This is a genomic window from Roseateles sp. Mitsp63 (assembly GCF_059491535.1).
The window spans coordinates 5,206,141-5,230,520 of sequence record NZ_CP168509.1 but is presented as its reverse complement, the minus strand read 5'-3'; the positions used below and the strand labels follow the sequence as shown (position 1 = coordinate 5,230,520).

The 24,380-nt window shown below is 68.6% G+C and carries 22 protein-coding genes; 16 read left to right on the top strand and 6 right to left on the bottom strand.

The features are described 5' to 3' along the window. Positions 1–45: 45 nt before the first annotated feature. The gene (locus ACEN96_RS22680; protein ID WP_495585291.1) at positions 46–1,254 is read left to right on the top strand and encodes a urate hydroxylase PuuD; all 1,209 of its coding nucleotides are present in this window, start codon (positions 46–48) and stop codon (positions 1,252–1,254) included. A 21-nt stretch (positions 1,255–1,275) separates the two neighbouring features. Here the strand turns inward: ACEN96_RS22680 and ACEN96_RS22675 are convergent, their stop codons facing one another. Next, positions 1,276–1,866, bottom strand: a complete 591-nt coding sequence (locus ACEN96_RS22675) for a DUF2939 domain-containing protein (protein ID WP_495585290.1) — start codon at positions 1,864–1,866, stop codon at positions 1,276–1,278. Positions 1,867–2,009: 143 nt separating this feature from the next. On the opposite strand from ACEN96_RS22675, the gene ACEN96_RS22670 reads away from it, so the two are divergent. Next, a complete protein-coding gene (locus tag ACEN96_RS22670) occupies positions 2,010–2,633 on the top strand; it encodes a class I SAM-dependent methyltransferase (protein WP_495585289.1) in 624 nt (207 codons plus the stop codon). A gap of 35 nt (positions 2,634–2,668) precedes the next feature. Here the strand turns inward: ACEN96_RS22670 and ACEN96_RS22665 are convergent, their stop codons facing one another. Beyond that, positions 2,669–3,250, bottom strand: a complete 582-nt coding sequence (locus tag ACEN96_RS22665) for an isochorismatase family protein (protein WP_495585288.1) — start codon at positions 3,248–3,250, stop codon at positions 2,669–2,671. Positions 3,251–3,384: 134 nt separating this feature from the next. Between ACEN96_RS22665 and ACEN96_RS22660 the strand changes: the two genes are divergently transcribed. Beyond that, positions 3,385–4,284: a LysR family transcriptional regulator gene (locus ACEN96_RS22660; RefSeq protein WP_495585287.1), complete on the top strand. Its 900-nt coding sequence runs from the start codon at positions 3,385–3,387 to the stop codon at positions 4,282–4,284. A gap of 123 nt (positions 4,285–4,407) precedes the next feature. Continuing rightward, positions 4,408–6,057, top strand: coding sequence for a lipase family alpha/beta hydrolase (locus ACEN96_RS22655; RefSeq protein WP_495585286.1), 1,650 nt, complete (start codon positions 4,408–4,410; stop codon positions 6,055–6,057). 21 nt (positions 6,058–6,078) lie between these two features. Here the strand turns inward: ACEN96_RS22655 and ACEN96_RS22650 are convergent, their stop codons facing one another. After that, positions 6,079–6,309, bottom strand: a complete 231-nt coding sequence (locus ACEN96_RS22650) for a hypothetical protein (protein ID WP_495585285.1) — start codon at positions 6,307–6,309, stop codon at positions 6,079–6,081. Positions 6,310–6,339: 30 nt separating this feature from the next. On the opposite strand from ACEN96_RS22650, the gene ACEN96_RS22645 reads away from it, so the two are divergent. After that, the gene (locus tag ACEN96_RS22645) at positions 6,340–7,371 is read left to right on the top strand and encodes a sugar kinase (RefSeq protein WP_495585284.1); all 1,032 of its coding nucleotides are present in this window, start codon (positions 6,340–6,342) and stop codon (positions 7,369–7,371) included. Between the two features lie 11 nt (positions 7,372–7,382). Here the strand turns inward: ACEN96_RS22645 and ACEN96_RS22640 are convergent, their stop codons facing one another. The 3 genes from ACEN96_RS22640 to ACEN96_RS22630 all read right to left on the bottom strand — a co-directional run bounded on the left by ACEN96_RS22640 (position 7,383) and on the right by ACEN96_RS22630 (position 11,736). Further along, positions 7,383–8,150, bottom strand: coding sequence for a rhamnogalacturonan acetylesterase (locus tag ACEN96_RS22640; protein WP_495585283.1), 768 nt, complete (start codon positions 8,148–8,150; stop codon positions 7,383–7,385). A 7-nt stretch (positions 8,151–8,157) separates the two neighbouring features. Further along, the gene (locus tag ACEN96_RS22635; protein WP_495585282.1) at positions 8,158–11,193 is read right to left on the bottom strand and encodes a TonB-dependent receptor; all 3,036 of its coding nucleotides are present in this window, start codon (positions 11,191–11,193) and stop codon (positions 8,158–8,160) included. A 207-nt stretch (positions 11,194–11,400) separates the two neighbouring features. Then, positions 11,401–11,736 (bottom strand): cupin domain-containing protein, encoded by a 336-nt coding sequence (locus ACEN96_RS22630; RefSeq protein WP_495585281.1) that lies wholly within the window; start codon positions 11,734–11,736, stop codon positions 11,401–11,403. A 176-nt stretch (positions 11,737–11,912) separates the two neighbouring features. Between ACEN96_RS22630 and kduI the strand changes: the two genes are divergently transcribed. The 11 genes from kduI to ACEN96_RS22575 all read left to right on the top strand — a co-directional run bounded on the left by kduI (position 11,913) and on the right by ACEN96_RS22575 (position 24,324). Further along, entirely contained in the window at positions 11,913–12,749 is an 837-nt protein-coding gene (gene kduI / locus ACEN96_RS22625; RefSeq protein WP_495585280.1) for a 5-dehydro-4-deoxy-D-glucuronate isomerase, read from the top strand. A 9-nt stretch (positions 12,750–12,758) separates the two neighbouring features. Further along, positions 12,759–13,520 carry a 2-dehydro-3-deoxy-D-gluconate 5-dehydrogenase KduD gene (gene kduD / locus ACEN96_RS22620; RefSeq protein WP_495585279.1) on the top strand — a complete coding sequence of 254 codons (762 nt, stop codon included), beginning with the start codon at positions 12,759–12,761 and terminating at the stop codon, positions 13,518–13,520. A gap of 36 nt (positions 13,521–13,556) precedes the next feature. Then, a complete protein-coding gene (locus ACEN96_RS22615; protein WP_495585278.1) occupies positions 13,557–14,444 on the top strand; it encodes a carbohydrate ABC transporter permease in 888 nt (295 codons plus the stop codon). Further along, positions 14,441–15,358: a carbohydrate ABC transporter permease gene (locus tag ACEN96_RS22610; RefSeq protein WP_495585277.1), complete on the top strand. Its 918-nt coding sequence runs from the start codon at positions 14,441–14,443 to the stop codon at positions 15,356–15,358. The genes ACEN96_RS22615 and ACEN96_RS22610 overlap by 4 nt, the downstream gene beginning before the upstream one ends. A 3-nt stretch (positions 15,359–15,361) precedes the next feature. Next, positions 15,362–16,525 carry an ABC transporter ATP-binding protein gene (locus ACEN96_RS22605; RefSeq protein ID WP_495585276.1) on the top strand — a complete coding sequence of 388 codons (1,164 nt, stop codon included), beginning with the start codon at positions 15,362–15,364 and terminating at the stop codon, positions 16,523–16,525. Further along, positions 16,522–17,859: an ABC transporter substrate-binding protein gene (locus ACEN96_RS22600; protein ID WP_495585275.1), complete on the top strand. Its 1,338-nt coding sequence runs from the start codon at positions 16,522–16,524 to the stop codon at positions 17,857–17,859. Before ACEN96_RS22605 ends, ACEN96_RS22600 begins: the two co-directional genes overlap by 4 nt. 17 nt (positions 17,860–17,876) lie before the next feature. Then, positions 17,877–19,028 (top strand): oligogalacturonate lyase family protein, encoded by a 1,152-nt coding sequence (locus ACEN96_RS22595; protein WP_495585274.1) that lies wholly within the window; start codon positions 17,877–17,879, stop codon positions 19,026–19,028. Beyond that, positions 19,028–21,424, top strand: a complete 2,397-nt coding sequence (locus tag ACEN96_RS22590; protein ID WP_495585273.1) for a pectinesterase family protein — start codon at positions 19,028–19,030, stop codon at positions 21,422–21,424. The genes ACEN96_RS22595 and ACEN96_RS22590 overlap by 1 nt, the downstream gene beginning before the upstream one ends. 29 nt (positions 21,425–21,453) lie before the next feature. After that, positions 21,454–22,260: a DNA-binding transcriptional regulator KdgR gene (kdgR, locus tag ACEN96_RS22585; protein ID WP_495585272.1), complete on the top strand. Its 807-nt coding sequence runs from the start codon at positions 21,454–21,456 to the stop codon at positions 22,258–22,260. A 160-nt stretch (positions 22,261–22,420) separates the two neighbouring features. Next, positions 22,421–23,167, top strand: coding sequence for a FadR/GntR family transcriptional regulator (locus ACEN96_RS22580; protein ID WP_495585271.1), 747 nt, complete (start codon positions 22,421–22,423; stop codon positions 23,165–23,167). Positions 23,168–23,328: 161 nt separating this feature from the next. Further along, positions 23,329–24,324, top strand: coding sequence for a Bug family tripartite tricarboxylate transporter substrate binding protein (locus tag ACEN96_RS22575; protein WP_495585270.1), 996 nt, complete (start codon positions 23,329–23,331; stop codon positions 24,322–24,324). Positions 24,325–24,380: the final 56 nt, after the last annotated feature.

The window sequence follows — 24,380 nt, the reverse complement described above, 5'->3', positions numbered from 1 at the left end:
TCACAGCGCCCGCAGTGGTGGTCCGGACCTGAACCTCATTCGTTGATGGACAGCTATCTGCTTGACTGGGCCAACCTGCTGCTGCGTTGGCTGCATGTGATCGTGGCCATTGCCTGGATTGGCGCCTCGTTCTATTTCGTCTGGCTGGACAACCACCTGCTCAAGCCGCAGGCGCAGGACCTGAAGGCCAAGGGGGTCGACGGCGAGTTGTGGGCCGTGCATGGTGGCGGCTTCTACAACCCGCAGAAGTACATGGTCGCGCCGGCGGATCTGCCGAGGGACCTGCACTGGTTCTACTGGGAGAGCTACTGGACGTGGATGAGCGGTTTCGCGCTCTTCGCGCTGCTCTATCTCTTCAATGCCGACACCTACCTGATCGACAAGCGCGTGCATGACTGGAGCGCGCCCGCGGCGGTGGCCGGGGCGCTCGGTTTCCTGGCGGGCGGCTGGCTCGTCTACAACCAGATCTGCCGTCGCTTCGGCCGCAAGGCGGATGGCTCGATCGGCAATGACGGCGTGGTGCTGGGCCTGATCGCGGTGGTGATCGCGGTGGCGGCGTGGGGCGCGAGCGAGCTCTTCGCGGGCCGGGCGGCCTTCCTGATCGTGGGCGCGATGATCGCCACGATGATGAGCGCGAACGTGTTCTTCTGGATCATCCCGGGCCAGAAGCAGGTGATCGCGGACATGCGGGCGGGCCGGCCGGTGGATCCGGTGCATGGCCAGCGCGGCAAGCAGCGCAGCGTGCACAACACCTACTTCACGCTGCCGGTGCTGATCGCGATGCTGTCCAACCACTACGGCATGCTCTACAGCCATGCGCACAACTGGCTGGTGCTGGTGGGGCTGATGCTGACCGGCGCGCTGGTGCGGACCTGGTTCGTGAGGCGCCACAAGGGCGTGAACGCGTGGCCGCTGCTGGTGGTGGTCGTGGCCTTGCTCGCGGCCTTGATCACGTGGCTGGCGCCGAAGCGGGAGGCGATGGGCGCGGCGCCGGTCGCGGCCGTGAGCCCGGCGGGGCCGGCGAAGGTGAGCTTCGATGACGTGCGCAAGATCGTGAACGATCGCTGCCTGGCGTGCCACAACGCCGCGCTGGCGCCCAAGCGCATCCAGTTCCACGAGCCGCAGCTCATCGAGCAACACGCGGCGGAGATCTACCAGCAGGCGGTCGTGCAGAAGACGATGCCGCTGAACAACGCCACCGGCATCACCGACGAGGAGCGGGCGACGCTGGGAAGGTGGTTCAAGGAGCGCTAGCCGCTGACCGCGCCTTCCGACTCAGAGCGCCGGCAGCCGGATCTCCGTGAGCTGCCACGACGCGAAGCCGCGCCGTTCGAAGACCAGGCCGGTGCGCTTCTCTTCGGGCTGACCGGCGTCGCGCGCGAACAGGATGAGCTTGTCGACGCTCGTTCGCTCGGTTGACCAGATGGGCTCGCGGGATCTCGACGATTCCGGGCCCGAAGCCTCCTCGGGCGGATTTCCTCGATCGCGCCTGCCGCGGCCCTGGCCGGTCTTTGGAAGAAGCTTGCCTTCCTGCATGACCCGCATGACGACCTCCGGACGAACGAACGCCTCCACCATGCGGTCCGACAAGGCTGTTGCGAACAGGGATCCGAGAACGGCTCCGGCCCTCGCTGCGTCACTCCTCGGCGCGTCCTCTGCCATCTTGTCGCCGATGGCCGCGGAGAGCTGGCCCTTGAGGCTCTCGCGCAACCTGGGGTAGTCGACCCGGTCGTTGAATGCATCGGCATCGCCGGCCTTCGCCGCGGAACGGAGCTGGTGGATCGCGAGGAAGGGAGACCAGTACCAGTACGCCCCGAGCGCGACCGCCACCGCCAGAACAGAGGCTTTCAATGCCTTCGATGCCATGACCAACCCTTCCTTCGCCTTGATGCTGGCGAAGCGTATCAGCCGTCGTCCTTTGCATCGCAGATCTGGCCGATGGGCGGGATACGGCGCAAGCGGACGTACATTCCTCGTTCAGCCGAAGAGCGGGCAGAAACGATGGAGAGATGCTGTTGATTCCAGGCACCGAAGGCTACGAGGAGATGGCGAGCCCACTCATTGAGCGGTACCAGGCCGGTGCATTCGAGGACAGGCACGGTGCCGAGCTTCATCTTCTTCGACGCCCTTCTTGCGAGGTCCTGGATGTCGGGGCCGGCTCGGGCAGTGACGCGGCGTGGTTTGCAAGGCAGGGGCATCGCGTCACGGCGGTCGAGCCGACGACCGGGTTGCGAAGGGCTGCAGAGCAGCTGCATCAGGGGCTCGGGATCGAATGGGTCAATGACGCCTTGCCTGCCCTGCAAGCGGTTCGCGCTCGTCAGAAATGCTTTGACCTCATCGTGCTCTTCGCGGTGTGGATGCATCTCGCGGCGGCAGAGAGAGAAGCCGCGATGGAGACGCTCGCTGCGCTGCTCTCGCCAGACGGAGTCGTCGTGATGACGCTCAGACATGGCCCCGTTCCTCCCGGTCGGCGAATGTTCGACGTCAGCGCGGACGAAACCATGGAGCTGGCGAGCAAGCGAGGCCTGTCATGCGTTTTCAATCGGCTCACCGAGTCCTTCCAGCCGCTGAATCGAGCGGCCGGGGTCACCTGGACCAAGCTCGCATTCCGAGGTCCTCCTCACTTGCGGTGATGACCCGGGCACACCCGGTGCAGTCGACCCCAGTCTCACGCCTGCGGCGCCATGAGGACCTGCACAAGCTGCCCGCCGTCGGGCGTCGTCCAGCTGCCGGCCAGCTCGGCGATCAGCTGGTTCGTCGTCGTCAGCGTCACGCCGGCGCGCTCCATCCGGCGCAGCGCGATGTCGTCGGCCATCTTGGTCGGGGAGCCGCCGGCATCAGCGACCACTTGAACCTCAAACCCCTGGCCGACCAAGCTCAATGCCGGATAGACCGTGCAAACGTCGTTGGTCACCCCAGCCAGGATGAGCTTCTTTCGGCCGGTCGCCTGGACCGCGGCCGCGAACTGCTCGTCATCCATGGCATTGACGATGCCCGCACGCTTGATCCGCCCGGCAAATTCGGCCGGCAGGATGGCTTCGAGTTCGGACAGCAATGGGCCCTGGGCCGCCTCCTCCATGCTGGAGGTCAGCACGGCAGGCATCTTCAGGATCTTCGCGGCCTGCGCCAGGATCAACGCGTTGCGCTTCATTTCCGCGAAGGGCGTGGACGTTACCCAGCCCATCGTGCCGACCTGATGGTCGATGAGCAGCATCGCGGCGCTATTGCCGGTGAATCGTTGGAATGGCATGTGGGTTCTCCTTGGTTGGAGGGCTACGCGAACGTATCCCGAGATGACGGTGGCTCGGCCGCCATGGTGGCCCGATCAAGGCTTGGGATAAACCCAGTTCAATAGAATCCAGTGCTCCAGAATTGGAGCAATGCGTGGATCCTCTGAACGACATGGCCCTGTACGTCGAGGTCGTCAAGGCGATGAGCTTTCGTCGCGCCGCCGAGGCGACCGGAATCCCGAACTCGACGCTGTCGCGCCGCATCAGCGCATTGGAGAAGGCGATCGGTCTTCGCTTGTTGCACCGCACGACCCGCAAGATTGAACTGACCGAAGCCGGCGTGCTGTACTTCGAGCGCTGCAAGCGCATCGTCGAAGAAGCTCGACTGGCTCACGAGCAACTCGGCGACATGCTTGCCCAGCCCCGCGGGGTGCTGCGTGTGTCGATGCCGGAGGGCTACGCGAACCTCTTCCTGTCGCCGCTGATCGCCGAGTTCGCGCGCCGCCATCCTGGTATCAGCTTCGAATTCGATTTCTCTTCGCGACGCGTCGATCTCGTGACGGAGCCTTTCGACGTGGCGATCCGCATGGGAGAGCCGCCGATCTCGAACCTGATCGCCCGCCCGATCGCGAGTCTGGCGCGTTACCTCTACGCATCGCCGCGCTACCTGGAGCGCGCCGGCGTGCCCACCCAGCCAGCCCACCTCGCTCAGCATGAATGCCTGAGACCGCGCACGGCAGAGGCCGATGTTTGGGCGCTTCATCCGGTGAACAGGAAGGGCGCGGCTGTCGAGGTCCGGATCGGCGGGCGCTTCGCGCTCAATAGCGTGGTCATGCTGCAGCGATTCGCCACCTTGGACCTTGGGATCGCCATGCTGGCTGAGGACGTTGTCGCCGAAGACGTGGCGGCCGGGCGTTTGTGTCGCGTCCTGCCGCATTGGCGGGCGCCCCCCGTCTCGGTGCACGCCGTCACCGAGACGCGCCTGCTTCCGGCGAAAACTCAACGCTTCATTGATTTCCTGCGCGAGCAGCTCGACCGCCCGCACGCCGCCTGAAGCGCTCCCGAGCGCATCGGTTGTTGCGTGGCCGCGCCCTAAAACTTGGGGATGACCACCCCGCTCCCGCACGCGAAACTCCCTTGGGGTTCGCCTCCGCACCGGGCCCCGAGGGAGGGCCCGATGGCCAACAACAACGCTCCGTTCCATCCGATCGTCTACGTCCGGGGCTTCGCGATGTCGCGCGGCGAGATCGACGAGACGACCGCCGATCCGTTCTGCGGCTTCAACCTCGGCTCCACGACGATGCGGGCCTCGGCCAGCGACAGGACCCGGCCGCGCAAGTTCGTCTTCGAATCGCCGGTCGTGCGCCTCGCCTCGGACTTCGGCTATGCCGACGTCTACGAGGACGGCCTCGACATCGTCGATCCCGGCTGGGAATTCGACGCCGCCGGCAAGCCCACCGACAACGCGCTGGGCAGCCGATCCATCGTCATCTACCGCTACTACGACCCGGCCTCGACACTCTTGGGCAGCGGTCAGACGCCCTCCATCGAAGGCTTCGCGAAGGGACTGTCCGAACTCGTGGCCAAGGTGCGCCAGCTCGTCGTCGCCAATCCGCGCAGCGGCGTCGACAAGGAGCAGGACTTCCGCTGCCATCTGGTCGCGCACTCGATGGGCGGCCTGGTCTGCCGCGCCTTCCTCCAGAACCCGGACCTGGATCCCAAGGGCGTCGCCGGCTGCGTCGACAAGTTCTTCACCTACGCCACGCCGCACAACGGCATCGACATGCTGGGCGTGAACGTGCCGTCGTGGTTCTCCGCGATGGACATCAGCAACTTCAACCGCGGCACCCGCATGGCCGAGTACCTCGATCTGAAGGAGGCCTTCGCGCGGCATGGCGCCGTGGACCTGCTGCCCGAGGCGCGCTTCCCCTCGCAGCGCGTGTTCACGATGGTCGGCACCAACCGCCTCGATTACGAGGTCGGCGCGGGCCTGTCCCGCACCTTCGTCGGCAACGGCAGCGACGGGCTGGTGAAGATCGAGAACGCGACGCTGTGCGGGCTCAACGCGGATGGCAGCATCGGCTCGCCTTGCGCGAAGGCCTTCGCCTATCGCTCGCACTCGGGCTTCTACGGCATCGTCAACAGCGAGGAAGCCTTCCAGAACCTCACGCGATTCCTGTTCGGCGACGTGCGCGTCGACATCTGGATGGACATCGACGAGATCCGCCTGCCGCCGGATGTGTTGAAGGCGGCCGATGGCCACCCGGAGAAGATCAACGCGCTGTACCAGATCGAGATGCTGGCCTCGCCGCGCGGCAAGCTCTGGTACCTGACGCGGCGCACCTCGGAAGAGGACTCGGTCGCCTGCGTCACGCATGCGGACTGGCTGCAGGGCCGCAAGCCCTGCGCGAGCTACCTGTCGACGGTGTTCCTCGCCAACCGCGCGAAGGTGAATCCGAGACGGCGCTCGCTCGCCTATGGATTGACGCTGGGCGTGCGCGTGCCCGACTACGAAATCGACCACCGGCTCTGGCTCAACCAGCACTTCGAAGGCGGTTATCTGTTCCGCAATGCGCTGATCCTGGAACTCGAGCCGCCGCGCGCCGATGGCACGCCGTGGAAGGTCAAGTACGCGTGGCAGGACGCGGGCGTCGCGCCCGCGAGCACCGCGCTCACGCCGCAGCAGATCGCCGGCGAGGCCGTCGAGGTGACCGTCGACATCGACAGCACGAGCATCGCGCCCGATGGTTCCCGGCAGCCGACGACGCCCGGCATCAAGGGCCGCTTGAGATTCGTGATCCGGGGTTGGAATCAGGACGCGGCCTGATCCCTTGCGCGGCGGCGTCCTTCAAGAGCGGGCATACCCGCGCTTGAAGAACACGCCTGCCGGCGCGATGTCGGCCCGATGCTCTTCTTCCGCCATCCCAAACCGGTCGTCGACGGCCGCCCCGTCGCCGAGCACGCCGTCGTGGTCGAGCAGCGGCAACTGCCCGCGCTTCGAGCGCTCGGTCAGCCGGTCCAGGCCATCGGGCTCGCCCCGATGGACCGCGAAGCACGTGCGAAGGAAGATTCGGAACATCGTTTCACAGGTCGAGACGTAGAGGAATCCATGACCAAGCGCGTGGCCGTGATCGGCGAATGCATGCTCGAACTCAAGGGCGAAGCCTTCGGCGCGATGACGCTGGGATACGGCGGCGATACGTTCAACACCGCCGTGTATCTGCGGCGGTGCGGCAAGGCGGCGGGGATCGAGGTGGCTTATGCCACGGCGCTCGGCGAGGACTCGCTCAGCGACGGGCTGCTCGAGCGATGGCGCGGGCAGGGGATCGACACGCGGCTCGTGCGCAGACTGCCAGGACGCATGCCGGGGCTCTACATGATCGAAGTGGATCCGGGTGGCGAGCGCAGCTTTCACTACTGGCGTGAGAGCGCGGCGGCCAGGGGCTATTTCGAGGACGCGGTGACGCCGATCGAGGCACGGATCGAGGAGTTCGATGCGCTCTATCTCAGCGGCATCACGCTGGCGATCCTGCCGGAAGCAGGGCGTGAAAGGCTGTTTGCGCTGATGGCGGCGATGCGGGAGCGCGGGGCGCATGTCGTCTTCGATAACAACTTCCGGCCCAGGCTTTGGGCCAGCCGCGTTGATGCGAGGGCGGCGTTCGAGCGCGCGTTCTCGCTCGCGACCATCGCGCTGGTGACGGCGGACGATCATCAGGCGTTGATGGAGTTCGCGGATGTCGAAGCGGCCATCGCGCATGCGCGGGCGCTGCCGCCAGCGGAGCTGATCATCAAGCGCGGGGCGGCGTCGACGCTCGTGAGAGCGCGTGAGCAGTCGCGGTCTGCGACGGCCGCTGGCCCTCTCCCCTACCCTCTCCCGCAAGCGGGCGAGGGAGTTGGAGAGACCGCTGACGTCGGGAAGAGGGAGGAAGTTGGGGAGTGGCGTGAGGCGCCGACGCAGCGGGTCGAGCGCGTGGTCGATACGACGGCGGCGGGGGACTCGTTCGCGGGCGGCTATCTGGCGCGGCGATTGAGCGGGCATGACGCCGTCAGCGCGGCAACGCATGGGAATCGCGTCGCGGCCCGTGTCATCGGCTATCCCGGCGCCATCATTCCCGTCGAGGCCATGGCCGATCTGGTCTGACGGGCGTCAGGTCAGCGCATCCAGCGTTGGAGGTCGGGCAGCGTCGTCACGAGCTGTCCGGCCACCATCGCGGAAAACAGCTCCGCGCCTTTCGCACCCAGATGCGTGCGGTCGAAGACGGGATTCGCAGCGCCACCGCGATCGGCGGCGGACGCCCCTTGCGCTGGCGCATCAAGCGGCCTGGGCGCCATCGCGAGCGTGTCGGCCTCGGTCTCGCCCATCGCCTGGACCGCCGCGTGGCTGAGGGCGTTGAGGTCGATCGACGGGATCTGGTGCTCGGCGGCGACGCGCAGCGTCGCGTCGGCCCAGGGCTGCAGCGCGTTGTCGAGCCGGCCCCGCGCATCGAAGCTCCGCCGCGTGAGCGGCGTGAGCATCACGAGCCGCGCGCCAGTGGGCGCGACCTCCTCGATGTAGCGGGCGAGGTTGGCGGGGAATTCGGTCTGCAGATCCGTCGACCGGCCCGGCTTGCCGGGCTGGTCGTTGTGCCCGAACTGCATCAGCACCACGTCGGCCTGGCCGTCGCGCCGATCGCGCAGCAGGGCCATGACCTGGTCCCACAGGCCTTCGGCGCGGAAGCTCTTCGTGCTGCGTCCGCCCTTGGCGAGGTTGAGACAGCTCACCTCCGGTTTGAAGCGCGCGCAGAGCGCGTCGCCGTAGCCGCTCCTCGCGGCCATCGTCGAGTCGCCGACGAGGATCACGCGGAGCGGCGCGGGCGCCGCGTTCTGCGCTTGAACCGCGCCGGCGGCCACGGCCAGCGCGAGGAGCCATGCCTGTTTCATGCGTGCATTAGAACTTGTAGCTCGCGCCCAGCAGGTACTCCCGCCCGGTGACGTGATAGACCACGGGGCTGTTGCGCAGCCGTGAGATGAACTGGTCGTTCGCCTCGTTGGTCAGGTTGACGCCTTCCAGCGTGAGGGTGAGCCGGTCATTGACCTTGTAGGAGATCGACGCGTCCACGTTGAGCGTGCCGTTCTTCCCTTCGACGTCGTTGTTGTTCTGCCCCGGCACGCGCGTCAGGAAGGACGAACGCTTGGACGCCGAGACCCGGGCGCTGAAGGTGTCGTCGTCGTAGTACAGCGTGGCGTTCCACGACTTGGGCGACATGTTGAGCAGGTCGTCGGTGATGGTGGCGTCGCTGGTGGGCGAGACCAGGTAGGTGATCTTGGACTTCACGTAGGTGTAGTTCAGCACCGTACCGAAGTTGCGTCCCCAGCCCGGCAGGAAGGTGAACGGCTGCTGGTAGTTCAGCTCGATGCCGCGCAGCTTGCCGCCCGGGGTGTTGATCGGGGTGGTGAGCTGGAAGACTTCCTCTCCGGTGAAGTTGGCCGGCAGCAGCGACAGCGGCAGCCCGGTCTGGTTGAACGGCGAGTTGGTGCGCAGGCTCTGGATGTAGGTGTCGATGTTCTTCTGGAACACGCCCACGCCGAGGAAGGCGTTGCGGCCGAAGTACCACTCCAGGCTGCCGTCGAAGGTCTTGGCGCGGAAGGGCTTCAGATACGGATTGCCCGTCGTGATCGACAGCGTCCCCGTCGTGCTGATCGTGCCGCCCGGGTTGAGGTTGCCCAGCTGCGGACGCGCCATCACCTTCGCGGCGGCGAAGCGCGCGATCAGGTCCTTGGTCAGGTTGGCCGAGATGTTGAACGCCGGCAGCCAGTCCTTGTACTTCTGGCCGATGACGACCTCGGTGCCGCCGCCGCTGGCCAGGTAGCCGGTCGCGTCCTGCTCGGTGACGACATAGCGCACGCCGACGTTGCCCTGCACGCGCAGGCCCGCGACGCGGCCTTCGAAGTCCGCCTGCAGGAAGCCGCCGCGGTCCTTCTCGATCACCGCGCGGTTGTTGCCACGCGCGTTGCCGTTGGTGGTCGAGGACAGCGTGAAGTCGCCCGGCCCGCCGGCTGGTCCGCTCTTGATGCAGTTGCAGTAGATGTCGTACGCCGAGGCGATCGCGTTGAGGTCGGGGATGACCCACGAGGTCGGCGCGCCATCCGGCAGGCTCAGCCCGCGGCCGAAGCCGGTCAGCATCTTCGTCAGCACGCCGGCGCCCGCGGCCGGCGAGAAGATCGTGTCGTTCTGGTTGACGCGCCGGAACTCATAGGTGTCGAACGCGTATTTCTTGTAGTCGTAGCCGGCCTTCAGCGTGAGCCGGTCCGGCACCACCTCCCAGGCCAGGTCCAGGTGCGCGATGTCGTTGCGGTTGTTGGCGCCCTGGGGCCGGATGCGGATCTCGCTGGTCGTCGTGTTGGCGATCGTCGTGGGCTGCGTGCCCGTCGCGGCCTGCGGCACGCCGACGATCTGCAGCGCGCCGTTCTGCGCCGCCGGATCGAAGGGGTACTTGATGACCGGCAGGCGGTCGCTGTTGCGGAAGTCCAGCGTGTAGCCGTTGACGTTCAGCGCGTCGAGCGTGACCGTCGTCTGCACCGGATTGCGGAACTGCGAGTCGGCGCGGCCGATCCTGGCGTTGAGCTTCAGGTGGTCGGTCAGGTCCTGCTCCAGCGTCAGGCTGGGCTGGCGGAAGGTCGTGGACAGCTCGTCGTAGCGCGACTCGGAGCGCACGTCGACGCCGTTGTAGACCCCATACAGCAGCGCGCCGCTGGGCGCGTACTGCGCCTCCACCACGCTGGTCTGCGGCTTGCCGCCCTGGCTCGCGGTGCGGCTGAACGAGATCGCCTCGAGGAAGTCCTCCTGCCGCGTCGCCTTGAGCTTCGAATACAGCATGTCGAAGGTCAGCAGCGTGCGATCGCTCGGGCGGAACTGCACCGAGCCGGTCAGGCCATAGCGGTCCTGGTCATGCGTGAGCCGGCCGTAGCGCGGCAGGCGCGGGTGGAAGTTGTCCGCGCTGCTCGCCGCGCCGTAGGCCGCCGACGCGCCGGCCGAGGCCGGCAGCCGCGGCACGTTCTGCGCGGCCGGGCCGCAGGTGGCGGCGGTGGTCGCGGGATTTGCCGGCGTGACGCCTTGCGGCGAGCACCAGCCGCCGGACGAGGGGCCGTTGTCCCAGCGCACCGTGGAGAAGCCTTCTTCGAAGAGGCGCCGCTTGGAGTACGCGCCCGAGACCAGCACCCCCAGCGTCTTGTCCAGGAACACGTCGCTGATCAGGAAGGCCATGCGCGGGTCGGTCTCGCGCGACAGGTCGTTGTAGCGGCCCTTCACCGAGGCGGTGATGACACGCTTGTTGAAATCGAAGGGCCGCGCCGCCTGCAGGTCCACGGTCGCGCCGAGCGAGCCTTCATCCACTTCCGCCGAGCTGCTCTTGCGCACGGTGATGGTGTTGAAGAGCTCCGACGCGAAGACGTTGAAGTCGAAGCCGCGCGAGCGGTTCGCACCGCCGGAGCTGTCCGTGCCGCCGGTGGTGGCCAGCGCCTCGATGCCGTTGATGCGCACGCGGGTGAAGTCCGCGCCCAGGCCGCGCACCGTGATGTTGCGGCCCTCGCCGGCGTCGCGGTCGATGACCACGCCCGGGATGCGCTGCAGCGACTCGGCCAGGTTGGTGTCGGGGAACTTGGCGATGTCCTCCGCCTTGATCACGTCGACGATGCCGCGGTCCTGCCGCTTGGCGTTCAGCGCGCTCTCCAGCGAGGCGCGGATGCCGGTCACGACGACGGTCTCCAGCGACTTGTCCGAGGCGGCCGCGGGTGCCGAGGCGGCGGCGGCGGCGGGCGCGGCGGCCTGGTCCTGGCTCCAGGCGGGCAGCGTGAGCGTGGCCGAGCCGAGCAGGCAGGCGGCCAGGCGCGTCAATCGCGGCACGCGGGGCGCGCGGCGACTGACGGACGTGGTGGACGTGGCGGGGGCGCGCGTCCCGAGGCGGGTCCCATGACGTTGGGGCATGACGTTGTCTCCAAGGGCTTCAGCGACCGCGGGCGCGGGATCGTGGCCCGTCGCTCTCTCGCGGTGTCGTGTCGGTCGCGGGCGCGCGCAGGGCGCCGGCAGGCGGGAGCGGCCGTCGCTGCAGTGCGATCGCCGCCTCGGGTACTGCTTGGGAACTGCGGTGGACTTCAGCGGGCGCGGGCCGGCGACGGCCGTCGCGCCAAGGACCTACAGGTAGTCCTCGCGCCGCGGCGAGAACTGGTCCAGCAGCGTGCTGCCGGGCTCCAGCGCGACGACGCCGTGCGTCGTCAGCCGCGGCGCCACGAAGGCATCGCCCGGCTTGAGCACGCGCTTGACGCCGCCGACCTCGCACTCGAACGCGCCGCTGATCACGAACGCGATCTGGTCGTGCGCGTCATGCGCATGCGGCGTCCCGATGGCGCCCTGGTCGAACTGCACCAGCACCGACATCAGCTCCGGCGTGTGGCCGACGATCTTGCGCCGGATGCCGTCACCGAGCTCGGTCCACGGCTCGGCGTCGTTCAGGAAGTACGGGTGGGTCATCGGGGCGTCTCCTGGAAGCGGACGGGTCTGGGTCGTCGTTTCGAGCAACTATAGCGAGGTGGCGAAAAATTGAAACGCTGGTTCACTACATAGAAACCATAGTTCCGGGAAAGTCCGCAGGCCCGTACGCTGCGACCCCAACAGAGGCCCGAATGCCTGCATCACCAGGAGACGACATGGAGATCCGCCAACCCATCCACAGCGAGCACGCCCGCACGCTGGACACCGAAGGCCTGCGTCGGCAGTTCCTGGTGGAGGACCTGTTCCAGCCCGATCAGGCGACGCTGACCTACAGCCAGATCGACCGGATCATCGTCGGCGGCATCATGCCGGTGACGCGGCCGGTGACCTTCTCGGCGGAACTGGGCCGGCACACCGGCACCGACTACTTCCTGCAGCGCCGCGAGCTGGGGCTGATCAACATCGGCGGCGCGGCCCGCGTGTTCGTCGACGACACGCAGCACGACGTCGGCCCGCGCGAGGCGCTGTACATCGGCCAGGGCGCGAAGATCGTCGAGTTCAAGAGCGTCGACCCCGCGCAGCCGGCCAAGCTCTACTTCAACTGCGCGCCGGCGCACACCGCCTATCCGACGCGCAAGGTCACGCTGGCCGAGGCCTCGCCCGAGACGCTGGGCGCGCCCGAGACCAGCAACCGCCGCACCATCTACAAGTTCCTCGTGCCCGACGTGCTGCCGACCTGCCAGCTGTTGATGGGCATGACGCAGCTCGAGCCCGGCAGCCTCTGGAACACCATGCCCTGCCACCAGCACGACCGCCGCATGGAGGTGTACTTCTACTTCGACATGAAGGCGGACGCGGTGGTCTTCCACATGCTGGGCGAGCCGACGCAGACGCGTCACCTGGTCGTGCGCAACGAGCAGGCCGTCATCAGCCCGAGCTGGTCCATCCATTCCGGCGTCGGGACGCAGGCCTACACCTTCATCTGGGGCATGGTCGGCGAGAACCAGGTCTTCAAGGACATGGACCACGTGCCGATGACCACGCTGCGCTGAGGGAACGCCATGATCCTGGACAACTTCCAACTCGACGGCCGCGTGGCCATCGTCTCGGGCTGCAACACCGGCCTGGGGCAGGGCATGGCGGTGGCGCTGGCGCAGGCCGGCGCGGACATCGTCGGCGTCAACGTGTCGGACCCGGCCGAGACGCGCGCGCAGGTCCAGCGCCTGGGGCGGCGCTTCCTCGACCTGCGCGCCAACCTGGGCGACATCAGCGGCATCGAGGGCCTGGTCGCCGAGGCCAAGTCGCTGACCGGGCGCATCGACATCCTGGTCAACAACGCCGGCATCATCCGCCGCGAGGACGCGATCCGCTTCAGCGAGAAGGATTGGGACGACGTGGTCGATCTCAACCTGAAGACGGTGTTCTTCTTCTCGCAGGCGGTGGCCAGGCAATACCTGGCACAGGGCAGCGGCGGCAAGATCATCAACGTCGCGTCGATGCTGTCCTTCCAGGGCGGCGTGCGGGTGCCCTCGTACACGGCCAGCAAGAGCGGCGTGATGGGCATCACCCGGCTGATGGCCAACGAGTGGGCCGCGCACGGCATCAACGTCAACGCGATCGCGCCGGGCTACATGGCGACCAACAACACCGCCGCGCTGCGCCAGGACGAGCACCGCAACGCCGCGATCCTGGACCGCATCCCGGCGGGCCGCTGGGGCGTGCCCGACGACCTGGCGGGGCCGGTGGTGTTCCTGGCGTCCAAGGCCTCGGACTATGTCAACGGCTACACCGTCGCCGTGGACGGCGGCTGGCTGGCGCGCTGAGCGCGCCGCCCTCGCGGACCATACCGACCGTCGGCCATGTACGAGAACAAGCGCCTGGGCTTCCTGTTCGCGCTGCCCTTCGTGCTGGGCGTGCTGCTGTTCAAGCTCTTCCCCTTCGTGATGAGCTTCGCGCTCAGCTTCACGCAGTACGACCTGATCGACCCGCCGCAGTTCGTCGGGCTGCGCAACTACGAGGAGCTCGCCACCGCGGATCCGCTCTTCAGGAAGTCGCTGGGCGTGACGCTGCTCTTCGCGCTGCTGGCGGTGCCGCTGCGCGTCGGCTTCGCGCTGTTCATCGCGCATGTGCTCAATTTCAAGCTGCGCGGCATCAACTTCTTCCGGGCCGCGTTCTACATCCCGTCGATCCTTGGCGGGTCGATCGCGGTGGCGGTGCTGTGGCGCTTCGTCTTCGCGCGCAACGGGCTGGTGAACCTGGTGCTGGTCAAGCTCGGGCTGGAGCCGGTCGCCTGGCTGGCCGACGAGCATTACTCGATGTGGACCATCGTGCTGCTGTTCACGTGGCAGTTCGGCTCGGCGATGGTGATCTTCCTGGCGGCGCTGCAGAACGTGTCGATCTCGCTCTACGAGGCCGCCGAATGCGATGGCGCCAGCAAGGCGCAGCAGTTCTGGCGGATCACGGTGCCGCTGATCACGCCGGTGATCTTCTTCAACGTGATCATGCAGATGGTGCACGCGTTCCAGGAGTTCAACGGCCCCTACCTCATCACCGAGGGCGGCCCGCTGCACTCGACCTACGTGCTGGCGCTCTACATCTACGACCAGAGCTTCCGCTTCTTCAACCTGGGTTACGGCGCGGCGCTGTCCTGGGTGCTGTTCGCGCTGGTGGGCGGCCTGGCGGCGCTGTCGTTCTGGAGTTCGAAGTACTGGGTCTTCTACTCCGGCGAGAAGGAGACCCGCCGATGAGCCGCCTTCCCGTCCCACATCGCAGCAGTACTCCCATCCAACCCCCTCTCCCGCTTGCGGGAGAGGGCAGGGGTGAGGGCCGCGACCGTGGCAACCGCACGCTGCGCTACCTCGCGCTGGCCGCGGTCGCGATCGTGATGCTCTACCCCCTGCTGTGGCTGATCGGCGCCTCCTTCAAGAGCAATGCCGAGATCTTCAGTTCCGCCGGCTTCTGGCCCGACCGCCTCGATTTCAGCGCCTACGCCAAGGGCTGGAAGACCAGCACGGAATACACCTTCGCGACCTACTTCCTGAACAGTTTCCTCATCACGATCCCCCGCATCGTGGTGACGGTGATCTCCTGCGTGCTGGTGGCCTACGCCTTTGCCCGCTTCGAGTTCTGGGGCCGCAAGCTGCTGTTCAGCATCATGATCGCCACGATGATGCTGCCGCTGATCGTGCTGCGGCTGCCGCAATACCTGGTCTTCCGCGAGATCGGCTGGCTGGACTCCTACCTGCCGCTGATCGTGCCCTCGGCCTTCGCCACCGACACCTTCTTCGTGTTCATGCTGGTGCAGTTCCTGCGCGGCATTCCGCGCGACATGGAGGAGGCCGCGCAGATCGACGGCTGCAACGCGCTGCAGCTGCTCTGGCACATCATCGTGCCGCTGCTCAAGCCGGCGATCATTTCCGTGGTCGTGTTCCAGTTCATCTGGACGATGAACGACTTCATGGGGCCGCTGATCTACCTCGCCTCGGTCGAGAAGTACCCGGTCTCGCTCGCGCTGAAGATGAGCATCGGCGCGACCGAGGAGGTCGAGTGGGCCAACGTGATCGCGATCTCCGTGGTGGCGCTGATCCCCTCGGTGGCGGTGTTCTTCGCGGCGCAGAAGCATTTCATCGAGGGCGCGACGTCCTCGGGGGTCAAGGGCTGACACATGGCAAGACTGAGCCTGGACAAGGTGGAGAAGGTCTATCCCAACGGCTTCAAGGCCGTGCATGGCGTGGACCTGGAAGTCAGGGATGGCGAGTTCATGGTCTTCGTCGGCCCGTCGGGCTGCGCGAAGTCGACGCTGCTGCGGATGATCGCCGGGCTGGAGAGCATCACCGGCGGCGAGCTGCGCATCGGCGAGCGCACCGTCAACGCGCTGCCGCCCAAGCAGCGCGGCATCGCGATGGTGTTCCAGAACTACGCGCTGTACCCGCACATGAAGGTCTACGACAACCTGGCCTTCGGCCTGAAGCTGGCCGGCACGCCGAAGGCGGAGCTCGACCGCCGCGTGCGCCATGCCGCGTCGCTGCTGGAGATGGAGCATCTGCTGGAGCGCTATCCGAAGCAGCTGTCGGGCGGCCAGGCGCAGCGCGTCGCGGTCGGCCGCGCGATCGTCAAGAAGCCCGAGGTGTTCCTGTTCGACGAGCCGTTGTCCAACCTCGACGCCAAGCTGCGCGCGGCGATGCGGGTGCGGCTGACCGAGCTGCATCGCACCTTGCGCGAGGGCCAGCAGCCCGCGACCACCATCTACGTCACCCACGACCAGGTCGAGGCGATGACGATGGGCGAGCGCATCTGCGTGCTCAAGGACGGCGTGATCCAGCAGGTCGACACGCCGACGGCGCTCTATGACCGGCCGGCGAATGCCTTCGTCGCCGGCTTCATCGGCTCGCCGGAGATGAACCTGCTCGCGGCGCGGCTGCTGGCGACCGACAACGGCCTGGCCATCGAGCTTGGCGGCGCGCGGCTGCCGCTGCCGGCCGTCAAGGCGGCGGGCCTGACGGCGCTGCCGCGGCTGGCCGATGGCGCGCTGACCTTCGGCCTGCGGCCCGAGCACATCGGCCTGTCGCCGCGCGCGCAGGGCGACAGCGTGCCGGTGGAGGCGCGCCTGCGCTTCATCGAGCACATGGGCTCGGAGGTCTACCTGCACGCCGAGCTCGGTTCGTTGCCGTTGACGGCGCGCGTGCCGGCCGAGCAGGCGGTGGCGCTCGAGGGCCTCGCGCGCGGTGGCGCGCTGACGCTGCATCTGCAGATGCCGGCCTGTCATCTCTTCGACGCGGCCAGCGGGATGAACCTGCTGCCGGGCGCGCCTGCCGGGACCCGCCCATGAGCCTGCCGCGACGACAACTGCTGGGCCTGGCCGCCGGCGCGATCGCCGCGACGGCTGGCGTCAAGGCGGCGCTGACGGCGCCGGCCGTGCTCCGCGCGCAGGACAGGAACGCCGTGCTGCGCTTCGCCTGGTGGGGCGGGGCCGGCCGGCACGAGGCGACGCTGAAGGCGCTGGCGCTCTTCGAGCGCCGCCACGGCGTGCGCGTGAAGGCCGAGTACATGGGCTTCAACGGCTACCTGGAGCGGCTGACGACGCAGATCGCCGGCGGCTCGGAGCCCGAGCTCATGCAGATCAACTGGGCCTGGCTGGCGATGTTCAGCAAGCGCGGCAATGGCTTCGCCGATCTGAACCAGCACGCGGCGCTGCTGGACCTTGCGCAGTTCGATCGCGACGACCTGGCCTATGGCGACGTCGCGGGCAAGCTGAATGCGCTGCCGGTGTCGTTCAGCGCGCGGGTCATGCTGTGGAACCAGGCGGCCTTCGAGCGCGCGGGCCTGGCGCTGCCGGCCAACTGGGACGAGCTCTTCGCCGCCGGCCCGGCCTTCCGCCGCGCGCTCGGCGAGGACGCCTACCCGCTCGACGGCGAGCTCTACGACATGATGCTGCTCGCCCAGGCCTGGGTGCAGCAGCGCCACGGCGTGGCCTACGTCGATCCCGCGCAGCCGCGCGTGGCGATGAGCGAAGCCGCGGCGCTGGACTGGGTGCGCCTCTATCGGCGCCTGGTCGCCGGGCACGTCGCGACGCCGCTGCCGCTGCGCGCCAGCCTGGGCGGCGCGGAGAAACCCACCGAGCAGCAGCCCGACTGGGTGACCGGCCGCTGGGCCGGCAACTACACCTGGGACTCGGTCATCGCGCTGCGCGCGTCGACGCTGGACAAGCAGCAGAAGCTGGTGCTCGGCGAGTTCCCGACGCTGCCCGGCGCGCTCGACAGCGGCATGTTCGGCCGGCCCACCGTCATGTACGCGGTGAGCCGCCAGGCCGAGCGGCGCGGCAAGGCGGAGATCGCGGCCAAGCTCGTCAACTTCCTGCTCACCGATCCGGAGGCGGCGGCCCTGCTGGGCCGCACGCGAGGCCTGCCGTCGGCGCGCGGTCCCTTCGAGCAGCTGAAGGCGGCCGGCGCGCTGCCGCCGCTGGAAGCCGCCGCGCATGAGCAGATCCGGCGCCAGCGCGAGTCGGGCCGCTTGAAGCGGCCGGCGCCGCTGTTCGAGCACGCGCGGCTGCACAAGTTCATGCGCGAGGTCTTCGAGACCGTCGCCTATGGCAAGACCGACGACCTCGGCGCCGCGCGCCGCCTCGTCACCGAGGGCCAGGCCCTGCTGCAACGCATCAAGTGAAAGCCCACCGAGCGACCATGAAAGCCACCGAACGCCAGCTCCGCTTCGTCACCCGCCAGGATCCGGACACCGGCGCGCGCGTCACGCGCCTGACGCCGACCGACGTGACCTGCCATCGCAACTACTTCTATCAGAAGTGCTTCACCAACGAGGGCCGGCGGCTGATCTTCGGCGCCGAGTTCGGGCCGGACACGAGCTGGAACTACCACCTGCTCGACCTCGAGTCGCAGGTCGCGACGCAGCTCACCGACCAGCCGGGCGAGAACACCTTCGGCGGCTTCCTCAGTCCCGATGACCGGCACCTGTACTTCGTTCGCGCGGAGCGGCGGCTGATCCGCCTGTCGCTGCGCGACCTGAGCGAGGAGACCGTCTACACCGTGCCCGAGGGCTGGGTCGGCTACGGGACCTGGGTCGCGAACTCGGCCTGCACGAAGATGGTCGGCATCGAGATCGCCGCGAGCGACTGGTTCCCGCTCAGCGACTGGCAGAAGTTCCACCAGATGTTCCATGCGAAGCCGCGCTGCCGGCTGATCCGCATCGACCTGGCGAGCGGCGCGCGCGAGGTGATCCTCGAGCAGCAGGGCTGGCTGGGCCATCCCCAGTACCGGCCCGGCGACGACCACACGGTCGCGTACTGCCATGAAGGGCCGCACGACCTGGTCGACGCGCGCATGTGGTTCGTCGACGAGGACGGCCGCAACGTCCGGTGCGGGCGGCGTCAGGATCAGGGCGAAAGCTGCACCCATGAGTTCTGGGTGCCGGATGGTTCCGCGATGATCTACGTCTCCTACCTGAAGGGGCAGCGTGATCGCTGGATCTGCGCGCTCGATCCGATGACGCTTCAATCGCGGCGGCTCATGAAGATGCCGCCGTGCTCGCACCTGATGAGCAACCACGACGGCACGCTGCTGATCGGCGACGGCTGCGACTCGCCGGCCGACGTCGCCGACACCGGCAGCCACCAGATCGCGACCGATCCCTTCCTGCACCTGTTCGACCTGAAGGCCGGCACCGAGCGGCGCGTGGCGCGGCACGACAGCTCGTGGCGCGTCTACAAGGGCAACCGGCAGGTCACGCATCCGCACCCGTCGTTCACGCCCGATGAGCGGCAGGTGCTCTTCAGCGCCGATGCCGAGGGCGAGCCGGCGCTGTACCTGGCGGACCTGTGATGCGGGGCTGGCGCGGCGCGGTGATGGCGGGGCTGTGCGTGGCCGCGCCGCAGGCCGCGTGGGCGCAGGATCGGCCACAGCTCGGTGACGATGCGGCCGCCCAGGCCACGGCCGCGCGCTACCTTGGCGATTGGCAGCCGCAGACGCTCGACCCCGCGCGCTGGACGCCGGCCTTCGTCGTCGCCGCCGATGGGAGCGGCACGCACCGCACGCTCCAGGCGGCGATCGATGCCTTGCCGGCGAAAGGGCAGGGCGGCCCGGCCGCGGCAGCGCGCATTCATGTGCTCGTCAAGCCGGGCCTCTACCGCGAGCCGCTCTGCATCCAGGACAAGGCGCCGTTCACGCTCTACGGGCGCGGCGATCCCGCGGAGGTCGTGATCGTCGAGGGCCGCTACAACGCGCTGCCGAAGGCGCGCGGCGCCGCGGCGCATCGCTGCATGCCGCTGCTCGACGCGGAGACCTTCGGCACGCCGGGCAGCGCCAGCGTGATGGTGTTCAGCGACGACGTGCAACTCGCGCGGCTGACCATCGCCAACGACGCGATGGACGGCGTGCGCGCCGGCCAGGGCTACCCGCCCGGTGCCGGCGAGAGCGGCGGCGCGCAGGCCGTCGCGCTGATGACGCGCGGCGATCGGATCCAGCTCGAGCAGGTGCGGCTGCTCGGGCATCAGGACACCTTCTTTGCCGAGCGCGCCAGCGACGACCTCGCCAGCGATTCGCGCGTGTTCGTGCATGCCAGCGAGATTCGCGGCGATGTCGATTTCATCTTCGGCGGCGCGACGCTGGTGATCGACGACAGCGTCATCGTGAGCCGCGCCGGACGGCGCTCGCCGGGACAGGGCGGCATCGTGCTCGCGCCCAGCACGCCGGCCGGCGTTCCGCGCGGCTTCCTGGTCCAGGGCTCGCGCTGGGTGGCGGAACCCGGCCTGGCGCCGGGGAGCGTGCGCCTGGGCCGCGCCTGGGACCGCGGCGTGAAGGCCGGTGAATGGCGAGCGTCGCCGTCGGCGCCCAACGGCCAGGCGGTGATCCGGGACAGCCAGCTCGGTCCGCATCTGACGGCCTGGGGTGCGTCGACCTCGCGCCGTCCCTTCGCCGCCACCGGCGAGGCCGCCAACCGCATGGCCGAGTACCGCAACGCCGCGCTGGCCGCCGCCGCGCCTGCCGCGTCCCTCGGCGTGGTGCCCGCCGCGGCCTTCGATGCGATCGCGCCCGGCGACGGCTGGGCCTCGATGAACGGCGGCACCGAAGGTGGCGCGAAGGCGAAACCTGGCGCGGTCCGCATCGTGCGCACGCGCGCCGAGCTCGACGCCGCGCTGGCGCTCGGCGACACGCCGAAGCTGATCGCCGTGGCCGCGCGCATCGACCTCGCGGCCGACGCGTCGGGCCGCCGACTCGGGCTGGAGGACTTCCGCGATCCCGCCTTTGACTTCGACGCCTTCGTGCGCCAGTACGACCCGGCGACCTGGGGCCGCCGCGCGCCTGAAGGGCCGCTCGAGGACGCGCGCCGCCGCTCCGCGAAGCGGCAGGCGGCGCAGGTCGTCGTCAGGCTGCCGTCCAACACGACCCTCGTGGGCATCACGCCCGACGCGGGCTTCGACAACGGCTCGCTGATGCTGGAGAAGGTCTCGCAGGTGATCCTGCGCAACCTGCGCTTCTCCGATGCCTACGACTTCTTCCCGGCCTGGGACCCGAACGACAACGGGCATGGCGAGTGGAACTCCGAGTACGACACGGTCTCGCTGCGCGAGGCGACGCAGGTGTGGATCGACCACTGCAGCTTCGACGACGGCGCGCGGCCCGATCCGCGCGAGCCGGTGACGCTCGGGCAGCGGATGCAGCGTCACGACGGACTGCTGGACATCACGCGGCGCTCGGACTTCGTCACCGTGTCGTGGAATGTCTTCCGCCGCCACGACAAGACCATGCTGATCGGCGGCGGCGACGGCCATCGCGACGATCGCGGCCACCTGCGCGTGACGCTGCACCACAACCTGTGGGAGCAGGTGAAGGAGCGCACGCCGCGCGTGCGTTACGGCCGTGTCCATGTCGTCAACAACCTCTACGCCGCGACGCCGGACGGGGACTATCCCTATGGCTACTCGATCGGCGCCGGCTTCGAATCGAGCGTGCTGAGCGAGGCCAACGCCTGGGAGGCCGCGCCGGGCATCGCGCCGGAGCGCATCGCGCGGCTGCTCAAGGGCGAGCGCCTGGAGGACCGGGGCTCGCGGTTCAATGGCGCGCCGGTCGACCTGGTGGGCATGCTGCGTGCCGCGAACCCCGGCCGGACCATCGATGGCCAGGCCGGCTGGACGCCGCCGTACCGGCTGCCCATCGAGTCCGCGGACGCGGTGGCGGCGCGGGTTCGCGCGGGCGCGGGCGCGGGCCGGCTGTGGTGAAATCCTTCCTTTCCAAGAACACGTGGCGCATGGATGACGATCTGAACGATGGCAAGCAGCAGCCCGAATCGGTGGCGGCTGTCCTGAAGGTGTTCGCCATCCTGCAGGCGCTGTCGGAACGCAGCGACACCGGCATCTCGGAGCTGTCGGTCCGGCTGGCGATGCCCAAGGCGACGGTCTACCGCTTCCTGCAGACGATGAAGACGCTGGGCTATGTCCGGCAGGAGACGGACAGCGAGCGCTACGGCCTGGCGATGAAGGCGTTCGAGCTGGGCGCGAAGGCGCTGCAGTACCCGGACCTGGTCGACCTGTCCAAGCACCACATGCAGATGCTGGCCGACGCCACCGGCGAGACGGTGCACCTGGGCACGCTGATCGACAGCGAGATCATCTACGTGCACAAGGTCGATTCGAGGCACATGCTGGGCATGTACTCGCGCATCGGCCGCCGCGCGCCGCTGCACTGCACGGCGATCGGCAAGGTGCTGATGGCCTGGGAGCATCCGGACCGGCGCGCGCGCATCCTCGAGGGCGCGGTGTTCCAGCGCTTCCGCGACCGCACGATCACCGAGCCGGCGGCCTTCCAGGCCGAGCTGGACCGGGTGAAGGCGCAGGGTTTCGGCGAGGACCGCGAGGAGTTCGACGATCACATCCGCTGCCTGGGCGTGCCGATCTTCGACCGGCTGGGCCAGCCGATCGCTGGCATGAGCGTGAGCTTCCCGACCTTCCGCTACGACGAGGCCAAGGCGCCCGAGGTCGTGGCGATGCTGAAGACGGCCAGCCGGGACATCTCGGCGCGGCTGGGTTGCACGAGGTTCCCGCTCGACGCCGCCTGAGGCGCCGGGCACGAGCGGCCAGCCCCGTGCCGCTGGTGGCGACGCCCGGTACCGGGACAATCCGCGGTTCCGCCGTCTCCCCTCCATCCGCTGCTTTGGCGCGACATCGCGATAACGCGGTTGTCGCGCGGCGCGATGTTGTCGTACAACTGATCCTGTGATGAATGCCCCACTGACCCGTTCCCGACCGAAATCGCTGGCTCTCGGACTTGTCCGGGCGCTGGAGGACCGCGTCCGCGCGGGCGCGCTGGCGGCCGGGGACAAGCTGCCGACCGAGGCGGCGATCATGGCCGAGTTCGAGGTCAGCCGGACGGTGGTCCGGGAGGCGATCTCCAAGCTGCAGGCGGCGGGGCTGGTGGAGACGCGGCATGGCATCGGCACCTTCGTGCTGGGGCTGGGCGACGGCGGGCCGTTCCGCATCGGCGCGGAGCAGATGGCGACGCTGAACGACGTCGTGGCGGTGCTGGAGCTGCGCATCGGCGTCGAGACCGAGGCCGCGGCGCTGGCGGCGCAGCGGCGTTCGGACGCGCAATTGACGGCGATGCGGGCGGCGCTGACGGCGTTCGCGGAGGCGGCGGTGGCGGGCCGCGACGCGGTGACGGCGGACTTCCAGTTCCACCTGGAGATTGCCCGGGCGACGGGCAACCCGCACTTCGAGCAGTTGATGGGGACGCTGGGCGCGCCGAGCATTCCGCGCGCGCGCCTGGCGAGCCTGCGCGCCGCGGGCGACGAGGACCCGATCGCGCAACGCGACTACCTGCTGCGCGTGAACGCGGAGCACGAGAGCATCCTGGACGCGATCGCCGCGCGCGACAGCGAAGCCGCGCGCGCCGCGATGAGGACGCACCTGGCCAACAGCCGCGAGCGGCGCCGGCGCGCGGCGCAGGCGCTGCAAGAGCAGCGCTGACGCCTCAGCGTTTTTCCCGATCACCCACTGCGGCTTGCCGCCTTGTCATCGGCTTCACTCAACTTGTATGATGACTGACAACAAAGCCGCCGACGACTTCCGGAGCTGAGCACCGAAGACGCACCAAGAGCGGTTTCCACGGTTCCTTCCGGAGACAACCCATGACCGTTCTGACCCGCCGCCTGGCCGTCAAGGCCGGTGCCGCCCTCGGCGCCGCCGTCCTCTCCACCGTCTGCGCCGGCCCGGCCCTGGCCGCCGGCTTCCCCGAACGCCCCGTGACCCTCGTGGTCCCGTTCCCCGCCGGCGGCTCCACCGACATGCTCGCCCGCGCCATGGGCGCCGAACTCCAGAAGAAGCGGGGCCAGACCGTCATCGTCGACAACCGCCCCGGCGCCACCGGCACGCTCGGCACCGCGCAGGTCAAGCGCTCCGCCGCCGATGGCTACACGCTGCTGGTGTCCTCGCTGGGGCCCTTCGTCATCGCGCCCCATCTGATCAAGGCTGTCCAGTACGACGCCCTCAAGGACATCGACCTGCTCACCGTCGCCATCCAGGCGCCCAACGTGCTCGTCGTGCCGGCCGCGTCGCCGCTGAAGTCCGTCAAGGACGTCGTGGACCTGCTCAAGAAGGAGCCCGGCAAGATGACCTTCGCGTCCTCCGGCAACGGCTCCTCCGACCACCTCACCGCCGAGCTGTTCTGGCTGCAGACCGGCACCTCCGGCCTGCACGTGCCCTACAAGGGCGGCGCGCCCGCCATCAGCGACCTGCTCGGCGCCCAGGTCGAAGCCTCGTTCCAGAACATCAACGCGGTGCTGCCGCACATCACCGGCGGCAAGCTGCGCGCGCTGGCGGTGACCGGCGACAAGCGCTCCGCCGTGCTGCCCAACGTCCCCACGCTGTCCGAGTCCGGCATCAAGGGCGCCGACGTCTACTCCTGGCAGGGCGTGGCCGCGCCCAAGGGCCTGCCGCCCGCCGTGCGCGCGCAGCTGCAGAAGGACATCGCCGCCGCGCTGCACGACCCGTCGGTCAAGCAGAAGTTCTCCGACATCGGCATCGAGACCGTCGCGAACACGCCCGAGCAGGCGCAGGCCTTCCAGAAGGCCGAGTTCGCCCGCTGGAAGCAGGTCATCGAGACCCGCAAGATCACCGCCGATTGACGCAGGAGCCCGCCGTGAGCAGTCCCATCGTCACGTCCGCCCGCGCCATCCCGGTC